12 protein-coding genes and 1 pseudogene are annotated in these 11169 nt (G+C 42.0%); 2 read left to right on the top strand and 11 right to left on the bottom strand.

Annotated features, from left to right (window positions below; translation table 11 throughout):
• Positions 1 to 180: 180 nt before the first annotated feature.
• From OCV62_RS16455 to OCV62_RS16420, 8 genes are all read right to left on the bottom strand, one after another.
• Positions 181 to 456 carry a DUF2442 domain-containing protein gene (locus tag OCV62_RS16455; RefSeq protein WP_262588026.1) on the bottom strand — a complete coding sequence of 92 codons (276 nt, stop codon included), beginning with the start codon at positions 454 to 456 and terminating at the stop codon, positions 181 to 183.
• 9 nt (positions 457 to 465) lie between these two features.
• A complete protein-coding gene (locus OCV62_RS18570) occupies positions 466 to 600 on the bottom strand; it encodes a DUF4160 domain-containing protein (RefSeq protein WP_334308301.1) in 135 nt (44 codons plus the stop codon).
• 31 nt (positions 601 to 631) lie between these two features.
• A complete protein-coding gene (locus tag OCV62_RS18360) occupies positions 632 to 958 on the bottom strand; it encodes a molybdopterin-guanine dinucleotide biosynthesis protein B (RefSeq protein WP_330667444.1) in 327 nt (108 codons plus the stop codon).
• 126 nt (positions 959 to 1084) lie between these two features.
• Complete coding sequence (locus OCV62_RS16440; protein ID WP_118497176.1) at positions 1085 to 1942, bottom strand: aldo/keto reductase; 858 nt, start codon at positions 1940 to 1942, stop codon at positions 1085 to 1087.
• 336 nt (positions 1943 to 2278) lie between these two features.
• A complete protein-coding gene (locus tag OCV62_RS16435; protein WP_262588024.1) occupies positions 2279 to 2587 on the bottom strand; it encodes a pyruvate formate lyase family protein in 309 nt (102 codons plus the stop codon).
• Between the two features lie 104 nt (positions 2588 to 2691).
• Complete coding sequence (locus tag OCV62_RS16430; RefSeq protein WP_262588022.1) at positions 2692 to 3405, bottom strand: SdpI family protein; 714 nt, start codon at positions 3403 to 3405, stop codon at positions 2692 to 2694.
• A 33-nt stretch (positions 3406 to 3438) separates the two neighbouring features.
• Positions 3439 to 4143: a DUF6040 family protein gene (locus OCV62_RS16425; protein ID WP_074732890.1), complete on the bottom strand. Its 705-nt coding sequence runs from the start codon at positions 4141 to 4143 to the stop codon at positions 3439 to 3441.
• Positions 4127 to 4513 carry a hypothetical protein gene (locus OCV62_RS16420; RefSeq protein ID WP_330667443.1) on the bottom strand — a complete coding sequence of 129 codons (387 nt, stop codon included), beginning with the start codon at positions 4511 to 4513 and terminating at the stop codon, positions 4127 to 4129. Before OCV62_RS16420 ends, OCV62_RS16425 begins: the two co-directional genes overlap by 17 nt.
• Before the next feature lie 113 nt (positions 4514 to 4626).
• Between OCV62_RS16420 and OCV62_RS16415 the strand changes: the two genes are divergently transcribed.
• The gene (locus OCV62_RS16415; protein ID WP_317258856.1) at positions 4627 to 5874 is read left to right on the top strand and encodes a tyrosine-type recombinase/integrase; all 1248 of its coding nucleotides are present in this window, start codon (positions 4627 to 4629) and stop codon (positions 5872 to 5874) included.
• Between the two features lie 133 nt (positions 5875 to 6007).
• Here the strand turns inward: OCV62_RS16415 and OCV62_RS16410 are convergent, their stop codons facing one another.
• A complete protein-coding gene (locus OCV62_RS16410) occupies positions 6008 to 8215 on the bottom strand; it encodes a KAP family P-loop NTPase fold protein (RefSeq protein WP_262588019.1) in 2208 nt (735 codons plus the stop codon).
• Positions 8216 to 8246: 31 nt separating this feature from the next.
• A complete protein-coding gene (locus OCV62_RS16405) occupies positions 8247 to 9245 on the bottom strand; it encodes a Fic family protein (protein WP_262588017.1) in 999 nt (332 codons plus the stop codon).
• Positions 9246 to 9484: 239 nt separating this feature from the next.
• Here OCV62_RS16405 and OCV62_RS16400 point away from each other — a divergent pair.
• Positions 9485 to 9658, top strand: a pseudogene (locus OCV62_RS16400) (tyrosine-type recombinase/integrase); the annotation flags it as partial.
• Between the two features lie 227 nt (positions 9659 to 9885).
• Here OCV62_RS16400 and OCV62_RS16395 read toward each other — a convergent pair.
• Positions 9886 to 11139 (bottom strand): erythromycin esterase family protein, encoded by a 1254-nt coding sequence (locus tag OCV62_RS16395; RefSeq protein ID WP_262588015.1) that lies wholly within the window; start codon positions 11137 to 11139, stop codon positions 9886 to 9888.
• Positions 11140 to 11169: the final 30 nt, after the last annotated feature.

Raw genomic sequence — 11169 nt, 5'->3', positions numbered from 1 at the left:
CGCTACTGGCGGTTGGTTAGACCTTACCAGACAGGCATTCCACCTGCTAGACTACTCGCCCTTGTCTGGGCGCACAATTCCGCTTTGTTATATTGTTTTTATCTATACAACAATAGAATGCACGCTCTGCGTGCATTCTATTGTCATGAATAATTGCTGCCATTGCATGACGGCAACTCCTTATACAATCTTTTCACTTACATTTTCCAACCCATACAACATCTCTGGATCTATATCCAGACACTTACTGCAATCTCTGGTTCCAGTAACATCCCATGCCAATGTCCCATTCAAAATGGTGCATGCATTCATAAAAAAATTAATATCTTTCAATGGTTCAAAAACTTTCTTTTTCAATAACGTTTTAGCATCATAACATACAATCTTTCCATCTTCAAAATATACATATACGGTATAGTCTTCATTAGGAATTACCTGCACAATATCATAAAACATATCTGCCTCCTACACTAATGGATTAATCCTATTAAGCGGAAGTCCATCTTTGGACAATTCCCAGTTTTGCATCAGTTCATCCTGATGTATCACACACCATGCCAATATCAGTTTTAACTGCCTGGATGGTAAAGCCCCTTTTATTACTCTTGCTTCGATAATATCTACAATCGCTTTATTTCCATACTTTCCTCAGATCCCGTTCTGATATATTATTATCAAATGGTACCTCAGAACGCTTTATGAACAGCAAATGGTTTTCACGGTATTTTTCCAGACGGTTTAACAGGGCCTCTTCCTGCTTCGCGTATTTATAAAACACTGCCGTCCCAAAGGCTCCGGCTTTCATATGCCTGTAGGTATCCGTCCCCGGCACATCCCCTTCAAATTCATGCCCGTCGTGCTTGACAGTGGCAACCTTCAAGCCATAGTCGGTCAAAACAGGCAGCAAGCGAGTGATCAGGGTGGTTTTTCCGGCATTTACAACCTTGTTTTTACACATTTTCCGATCACCTTGAAGATAACCGAAAAAGACCTGGCATACCAGACTTGGAAATTCCGGTACGGCAGGTCTTCTTATCTTTTTATCCAATCAGTTTCCTGGATGGTCGATGCCCTTTTAACCATCTCAGAATTTTGCATTGTCCGGATCAGAGCCTGTCCGGCCTACGCATTCCAGCTTATCTATCACTGCCATGTCCTCCTGGGATATCTGAAAATCAAAAAGCTGCAGATTCTCCTTAATCCTCACAGGGGTAACGGATTTGGGCAGAGGAAGATGTCCTTTCTGCAGGCACCACCGCAGACAGATCTGGGCTGTGGACCGGCCGTATTTCTGTCCAAACTCCTTCAGCTTTGGATCTTCCAAAAGCTTTCCGGAACCAAGGGGACTCCACGCCTCCACCAGGATGTCATGCTCTTTGCAGAAGGCCGCCGTTTCCGGCTGCATCCAGCCGGGATGGAACTCAATCTGGTCTACCATAGGAATGACCTGTGCTGTTTTCAGCAGCGCCTCCATATGCACCGGGAGAAAATTGCTTACACCGATGGCCCGTACATACCCTTTTTCCAACAGATATTCAAAGGCCTTCCAGGTCTCCCGGTTTACCTCCTGGTAGGTATCCCTGAAAGCCAGGGGACGGGGCCAATGGATCAGGTACAGATCCAGATAATCCAGGGCCAGCCTTTTTAAGGAGGCATCAAAGGCTTTCAGGGTTTCCTCATAGCCTCTCACATCGTTCCACAGCTTGCTGGTCACAAACAGCTTTTCTCTCGGCACTCCCGACATGCGGATTCCGGCTCCCACCCCAATCTCGTTGTGATATACCGCCGCCGTATCTATATGGGTGTATCCTGCCTCTATGGCGTGCATTACCGCATCTGCCGCTGTCTCTCCGTCCGGCATCTGCCATGTGCCGAAGCCCACCTGAGGGATCTCCACTTTGTTATGCAACTGAAATGTTCCGTTTTCGTGTATATTTTCCATTATATTTTCTCTCCTTTCTTTACCTGTTACGTCTCTGTCCTTTCCCGTCTAATACATCATTGCATTAATCTCGAAGTAAATAGTGCTTGATATCCGTGTCAGCTGTGCGTCTGCGAATCGACGGCGCAGCGGTGCCTGCGTCTAGCTCCGCAGGCGTGCAGAGGATGCGGATAGCGAGTACTATTTACTCGAGAGAATCCGTAGACAGCTTCAGATAAGAATTCAGAGCCGCCATGGGGCCTGATACATCCCTGGACAGAACCGGAGACATGTTAGCGGCAATGGGATCCTTAGACATACGGCCGTCTGCGGAGGCTCCTATCCGCTTTCCGATGTTCACAATCCAGGAAAATGTAGCGATACACGGGGAAAAGATAAGATCGCCATCCGGCTGTTGTATGCCTCTATCCATTCCACAAAATAGTTTACCATCTCGCAGGCCAAATTGCCAGCTTCTTTTTGTCTGTTTCCGAATTTCGCCCCTTCATTTATCATCTTCATCTGCAGAACCTGATTTCCCTCCCAGTTATTTTTCAGGATCTCCACCAGCTGCGGCAGTGTCACCATCTCTTCTTCAAATACGAATTTCTCAATGGCTGCCATGGCATCCGCCGCATTGGAAACTCCCTCGGGTTTCAGCCGCAAGGCTGAACTGTAACTACAGATGTGGGTAGATGCAGAAGATTCCTTGACATTATAGTAATGTTCAAAAAACGCTGAGAATAATTTCTTCTCAGCGTTTCCGACAACTATTTTCTTTCCTTTGACACCTTCTCACTTATTCTCTGATAGATTTCCTTTGTCTCTGCGTCATTTTCCCCATTTACAACTAATATTTTTCCATCTATGTTCATGACAACATATGAATGGCAGGAGGCATGAGTGTAGCGGATATAATCTCCGAAGATATCGTTTTTGAAGTTTCCCATAGCATACTTCAGGTTTCCAAAACCATTAGTTCTGTAATCATTATCGTTCTGCAATACATTTGCTTCATAAGAAATGCTGTCAATTTGCGAATACTCCCCTGTATAATCATTCCATCCTTTTGCTTCAATGTTAAAATCACGATCATTACAACGAATCTGAATGCTTCCACAAAACAAAGTCCATATAGTAAACACAATAGTGGAAATTGCGATGATCAGATATATCACACTTTTTTTTGTATTATACTGAATTTTTAAGCCTTCTCCGGTTGCCAGCTTTTTCTTATAAAAAAGGTAGGAGTAGAGAATGCTAATGATTGCAGCTGCCATAATGCTTACAATATACACAACCAGTGCAGCCATGCTTTCCCCAAAAAGTCCACAAAGCATACATAAAATACCTGATGCCATCCATAATTTGCCGCTGAATCTATGTGTTGCATTCCAGTTTTCTTCATCCATTAAAGACCATACAACTCTTATTCCTATGGTATTATTCTGTTTCACTTTTGGCAAATAATTTCCAATAACCATATCGAAAGACTCTTAAAAATCTAATTCTCCATATCAACAGTATCCTCTTTCTTCCATCCAGTCTTTCACATAGCATCTGATTCCAATATAAACCACATGCACCAGTAATAATAGTGTAATGAGATTTATAGAAATAACAGATTTTATCCAATCTCCAAAATAAATTGCAATGGCTGTGCTTGTAATAACTTCCACAATGCTGATGATATCCCAACAATATTTCCGGTAGATTTTTCCTACCTGATAACCAATCCCAACTATCAGTAATCCGGTTATTATGAATAAAATCCCCATAACAATAGCTACGATCAGCCAGTACATAAGCCCGGAAAGGATACGGTTAGGTATTCCGCTGCTTAACTGTCCGAAAGAATCTGCACCTATAACAAACTCCCGAAACAAGCTTCCCATTCCTTTTCCTAACACACCGAAAAAGGTGATACAGTCGTTAAGGAAAACTGGCGAAAGAATAGCCGTAAACAGTGTTATTGTTATGCTGTACCATGCCAGTAGGAACAGGATACTTTCATAACCAGTTGTCATATTTTTATATTTCTTTTCCAGCTGACTTTTGCGGTTATCGCATTTTTCTTTTGCTTTCTGGTAAGCAGTGCGGTCACATTTTTCACATTTCTCATAAGGCACTTTTTTCTCAACAGCTACCTCAACCGTCTTTTGGTGTGTCTGTGCATAAAGTTTTTCCTGTTCTGCTTTTTCGTACTTAAATTTCCATGCCACGACTTCTGCGTCGGCTCTTTTCCTGTTGTCTGTCTCGCTGGTTAATTGTTGCTCTGTTTGCCTTAATCTTGTCCGCAATGCTTCGATATTCTCGGCTCTGTTTTCGCTGTTCAATTTCTCGTTCAAGGTCAGCGATCTGCTTAGCTGCCTGTTCAGTTCCATAATCGTCTGGTCTTTCTGATCCAGTTCGTCCTGCATCTGTTCCGTCATGAGCAGAAGTTCTTCCACCTGCCCGACGTTCTCTGAGTTTACGCATTCTCTCATCTATATCCCTCGCTTTCTCTATCTGCTGTTTAAGGTCAGTAATTCGCTGTTCTGTTTCAGCAATAAGCTGTTCTCGCTGTTCAGCTTCTGCGTTAATTCCTGCCATTGCTGATTCTCGACGAGCGGCGAATTGGCTTATGGACTTGTCCATAAGATACTTACATGCAAGAAGCATTTCAACAGTTCCGATTGTCTGATATCGAAAGGAGACATACGATTATGGCAAAAGGATCTGTTAGAAAGAAAGGAAAGAAATGGTACTACCGCTTCTATGTAGAGGACGCAAGCGGCAAAATGGTTCAGAAAGAATATGCCGGAACCGAAAGTAAAAGTGAGACGGAAAAACTTCTCCGCAAGGCACTGGAAGATTACGAAGATAAGAAATTTGTTGCAAAGGCAGATAATCTTACCGTAGGTGAACTTCTGGACATGTGGTCAGAAGAAGAATTAAAAACCGGAACACCCAGCAACGGCACAGTGGAAAATTACCTTGGTGCAATCCGCTGTATCAAAAAACACCCGATTGCAGACCGCAAGCTGAAAACAGTTACCGCCGAACATTTACAGGCGTTTCTCGACCTGCTTACATTCGGTGGCGAGTTTCCAGACGGGAAAGCGAGAAAAGGATACAGCAAAGATTATATCCACTCTTTTTCCGCAGTGTTACAGCAATCATTCCGTTTTGCAGTATTTCCAAAGCAGTTAATCAGTTTCAATCCGATGCAGTATATTAAGCTGAAAAAGCAGGCAGAAGAAGTTGACCTCTTTTCCGATGATGAAGTCGAAGAAGGCACACAGCCGATTTCACACGAGGATTATGAGCGACTTATCAAGTATCTGGAAAAGAAAAATTCACCTGCAATTCAGCCGATCCAGATCGCATATTATGCAGGACTTCGTATCGGGGAAACCTGTGGTCTTACATGGCAGGACATCAACCTTGAAGAACAATGCCTGACCATAAAACGCAGTATCCGTTATGACGGTACGAAACACAAAAATGTGATTGGTACAACGAAGCGAAAGAAAGTAAGGATTGTTGATTTTGGAGATACGCTGACTGAAATATTAAAAGCAGCAAGACGGGAACAACTGAAAAGCCGGATGCAGTACGGAGAACTTTACCACCGCAACTACTACAAAGAAGTTCATGTAAAAAACAGGGTGTATTATGAATACTATCACCTTGACGGAACACAGGAAGTCCCGGCAGATTATAAGGAAATCTCCTTTGTCTGCCTAAGACCGGATGGCAGTCTGGAACTGCCGAGTACACTCGGCATTGTTTGCAGGTCAGTGTCAAAGAAGCTGGAAGGATTTGAAGATTTTCACTTCCACCAGTTACGTCACCCGCATGTCAAGCACACGACAAAAAATATATTCCTGCAAAAGCAGAAATCCCAAACCATCAACGATAACTTGATAGTCTGGGATTTCTGTTTTTGTGTATTTTCCCTATGCATATAAGTTTGGCCGGAGAAATCCAGTCGGTGTCTGGAATTCTCAGCAGCTATGCTATCAGCATCCTTTCCCTCCGATTCAACAGACAGTGTCTGCTAAATTGTACTTCTTTTTTTCCTTTCCTTAGATACAATGTGGATTACTCGTTAGTAGCGTTTTCTCGCAATTGATTCAATGCTTTTTCAATAGCATCTTCAGCTATACAGTCTTTCATTACGGACTCGGAAGGAGTTCGCTCTGTAACGAGGATAAATGCTATGGCATTCATCTGGTCATCTTTAGGAAGCGAGAAAAATTGGCTGGTAGCTGCAAATGCCTTAATGCGCCGATAAGCCTCACCAACATCAATGAATTCCCCAATAGCCTGTCGTTTCACGTCCCGTGTCTTAGCAACTATTTTTGTTGCCACAGTTCCTCGTGAAGTACAATAACTCACAACTTTTACGAGTGAAATATCGTCTGAGACAAGAGATTTCTTTTTATTATCCGCAAGTTCTGCGTCTACATTTCCTAACATCCACAAAAACTCTAAGCCATGATACTGCCTTAAAGCAGCGCCGGAATCTATCGCATCAATGGCCCGACTCTTAAAAATCATTTCTAATTCTAGAACCTCTTCCAATGAAAACATCACATCATCTCTAATAGACGAGTCTTCTGTAAAGCGGCCAAGTTGGGTTTCAAAATCTTGAAGTAATAGTGCTAATGTTGATGGCTGAACATCTTTATCTTCAAAAACTGAATGAATACAAAGGAACCGAGCTGTCGAATCCATTGCTTTTAATAGTGGATCAACGCAGAAAAGAAGTCTCCATGCAAATGGAACGGAGAAGAAGCCTCTGTCATCAACCTCAAAGGAACTCCAATTACTAACAAGTGCGGTTATTATCAAAGCTGCTCTTTTAACGGGAAGCTTTGCTGAATGTTCTCTGTTAACATATGCCTCTATTTCTTCAAGCAGGCGTACAATTTTACCTTCCCGATAGAGTCGCATCATCTCTGCCGTAAACTCACCTTCGCTTGCTTCGTAAATTATGTGTTTCATTACACTGGTAGGAATAGCATCATTTTCAAGAGTTAAAGCGAAGTATCTGTCAAAACACTCAGGAGTTGCAATATTGTTATTAATTATAAAATCCCGATGAGAGTAACTCCTGCCAATACTGTATGATATGCCTGTGGCTGTTTTTGTTCTTGGAAATAGAATGCCAAGTATCTTGTTTGCAGCGTCCTCATTTGTAATTGTTCCATCGTTGGGCATCAGTAAAGAAACGGATTTCTTTACCTTTTCTTCATCTGCTTTTTGTCGTTCGTATGAGTAGCTATGATCCGCTCCACATAATATATCTTTATAGCTCGGTAATTTTGAATAGAGAGATGGCTCGAATACCTGCAAGGCAGTAAGACCAAGCAGATCAACAGGATCTGTTTCATCCTTCAAAAGTTCATATTTCAACAAGAATACATTTGTATAGCGAATAACATCTCGGATAGATTTGATATAGTTTTGAAGTCCGAATTGAAAGAGTTCTGCCCACGTTGTTTTAGCCCATCGTTCTTCCGGAATATCTCCAAGAATGGAATCAAGCTTCGAAAATAGCGCCTCATGTATATTGGCTATACTTGGTGCGGGGATTTCAAAAGGTACCTGGATTATTTTTTCCAAGTATTCTTTGCCATCACCATATTGTACTTTGCTGAGCGCATGAACTACAACATCATAATCAAATGCCAGAATATAAACGGTATTTGGAAAATCGGCCAATGCTTTAACCAGTTGGAAAACAGCGATAATCTCTTCTTCTGAAAGCCGATCAATGTCATCAATGGAAACAATTATTTTTATGTTTTCTTCCATCATCTTGTTGACGATTTGATTTTTGCTTTCCTGTAAATCTTTTGTTCGTTGCTCAACCCGTTCATTTGCCTCTTTTGCCAATGTTTTACCAAGTGTGGCAATAATTGTTCCAGCGCCAGGAATAAGACTTGCCGCGTCAAATACATCCGCATACTGATCTATTAATTCCCATGCCTTCTCTGCCTTTGGTTTTTTAAGTTTTATCGCCGTGGCCATTTGCATGAAAAACTGGGTGATGAGTTGCTTGGGATCAGAGCATAACCATGGGTTGAATCTAAGAATTATGGCATTATTGTCTATATCCTCTACAGCTTCAAGCATCATATTTACAAGAGATGTCTTCCCACTTCCCCATTCCCCATATAAGCCAATGGTAAATGAAGACGGAAAAGAATATTGTGATATTGTTTTTGCAAGACTTTTAGCAAATTCACCCCTGTTCAATTTGTCTTCGGTAGATTTTGTGATTGGCAAATCAGGACTTATCAACTTGTTACCTCCTATCATGAGAAAACATACTTTATGTTTGACCGATTGATTTATGTATCCATATGCGATTTCTTATATCATTACCCGACTGTATAACAATATCATGTTCCAACATCATACTCATTGCTTTTGAAACCGAATTAAATGATAAGCCTGTATTCTTCGCAGCGGACGAAACTGTTGTTATCGGAAATCTTTTTAAGTGTTCGAGGACAGAATAGACACTTTTAGGCAGGTTTCCGATGTGTATCAGTCGATCCTCGGCTTCGGCAATAGCCTGTTCATACTGAATCAATTGTTCCGCCGATCGCTTTGCTGCTTGTCCCACAGCATTTACAAAGAACTTGATCCATCGGATATATCCCCCGCTGTACTGTGTCGACCTAAGGAGATCGAAATATTCATTTTTGTTGTGGTACAAACACTCGGACAAGCATATCAGTTGCCTTGCATCTCCAATAACATCTCGCAGAACCATTGGCACAAGGATTCGTCCGACAATACCGTTATACCGTTCAAATGGATGGATCATTTCAAATTGGTAATGTACCAGTGCTGCCTTAATCAACGGATCAGTATTATGGTCGTTATAGAGATATGCAGAAATATCAGCTAGTGCAGGGAGTACAGCATCCGGTGCTGTAGGGTTGTATCCTTTAAGATTCGTCTTTGCTCCCAGCCAAAAAGTTTGATGCGCCCTAACATCTATCGGGGTATTCTCTGATTCTCCATTAAGTGCGATGCCGCAGATCTGGCTCAAGTCAGGAGCGTGGATCTCCAAATTTGCCGCTGCGCTGTAGGCCGCCTCCAAGTTCATGATGGGAGTTATATTCCCTTTGTCGGTGCCGCGGATAGTGAGTATTTCTTTGAGATCGGGACCATCGTAGTCGATCATATGGGAATAGGTACACTCTTTCAAAAGCATCAGCTCCGCAAATGCTTCTTTATTCGGAGCATACTCAACAAGCCCTTCCAGAAAACCAATGTTCCTGTGGGCCTCTATCAGCAAGGCAGCCAATTCGTCATCCATCTGATACATACCCCCGCGCATCAAGGAACGCGGGGTAAAGGAATAGAATGTAAGGCTTGGCTTTTCGGAATCAAAATGTTCCGTGTAATCACCTGTGTAGGGCAGCATCGCATATACCTCAACAACAAATCGTTATTTTCAGTATATCATTGACACGGTGAATAGAAAAGAACTATTTCTTGATTTATCTCAGAAAACCAAGAAATAGTTCAATAAAAATCGAAAATCGAGTTCCATGAATTAGACACACCTATACCAGCAACCTGCTCTCGAATGGAGCGGCTCCGAAAGATGTACAGGAGTTGTTAGGACATTCCGATGTCAGTACCACAATGAATATTTACGCTCACTCAACAAGAAAAGCTAAACGGGATTCCGCAAGACTTCTTGATAAAGTAGCGAGCAATGCTTAAATGCAGAGAACTTGCCACTGGCAACTTCTCTTACATACTTTGGCATAAAATTTCCCTTATTTCCCTTGCGGATTCCTCACAAGGGCAAAAATAAGGGAAAATACATATCATTTCACTATCTAAGGGGCTGGAAAGCCTATAAAATAAGGAAAGTTCAGGAAATTTCTCCACAACTTCTGATTTTTCGTTCTCTGCGACTTCCCAATAAACGGGACGTTTTGCATACGTTATTCTTCTAATATTTTTGTAGGGTTCGCATCCGTTACAAATATCATACTATCATAAAGCACCGCAGGAGGTTGAAACATTCGATAACTTGGAGGAAGAAGTCGCATAATGATTGAGTAGCTTTCTCCAAGTGTTCCCATATAGGTGTATTCAGAAGCCTGCCTACCCAGTTCAGAATTTTCCGGGACTTTAGTAAAATCCAACCAACAAATATCAAATCCCGCCAGTTTTGCCGCCTTTGCTAAAGGATCATGGGAATAAAACACCTGAATTGTACGCTTTTCAGGCGAACGGGTCGGCATATTGCAATGGGTTTTATAAAAATCGGTACCAATGACATAGTAACCGTTTGCTGCGTCCTTGGAAAGAAGTTTACCCATCGAGTCAGAACTGCCCCATTTTGCGACATGGCTGTTGTGACCTGTCACAAAGATGTTTTCATGCCCGTTTCGCTGCTCCTGCTGTAAAATCCACTGTACATTTTCTGCCATAAATTGATCTCTTAATGTAGCACCTTCAGCATTTGTCAGAGTTTGAAGCTTGGAATGCTGCATTAAAATATCTACAAAGTGAATTGCATTTCCCGAACCGCTCTTGATTTCCAATTCTTCCTTCACTTGTGTAAGGGTTTTAATTCGAGTAGATAAATCGCATTCACTGCTCCAGTTTTCACCTTCCACAAGTTTCTGCAAGTTTGTTGTGTCCACTTCCAGTTCTTTGCAGACTTCTTCCAAAAACCTCATGCTGTAAGAAATCCTCTGCATATCAAAACCGTAAAAGCGAAGGTCTTCGCCTTCCAATGCACTTTCATTGTACTGGCGCATATAGGAGATAAGTTCTGCCATCTCTTCCGTTCTATAAATGGAAAATCCAATCGCTGCGGCTGCTTCCTGTGCTGTCCCCTCACCGCCGTGTATATATCGGTTTACCTGCTCGCAGCCGCCGTAGTCACCTTCAAGGGCAAACGCCCTAACACCATTATTTTTTACCATCTGCTTGAACACTTCCAGCTTCAACTGCTGAAATTCTGCATTTCCGTGAGTAGCTTCTCCCAATGCAATTATTTTTGCACTTTCAGGCACAGTTATATTTTCCACGGGTTCAGCATAAGCTAAAAACTCTTCTGGATTCACATTTTCTCCTGTGCCAAAACCTCCAAAACGCATAAATACAAGTGCCGCTAAAGCCATAACACCTAATAATCCAAAAACGATATATCTTATCTTAAATCTTCTTGTCTTTTTATTCTTCATATCTGATAGCCCTTTATAATGAATCAGTTG

This window comes from Gallintestinimicrobium propionicum, from assembly GCF_025567525.1.
Classification (GTDB): Bacteria; Bacillota; Clostridia; order Lachnospirales; family Lachnospiraceae; genus Gallintestinimicrobium; species Gallintestinimicrobium propionicum.
This window is presented reverse-complemented; position numbering and strand designations above follow the sequence as displayed.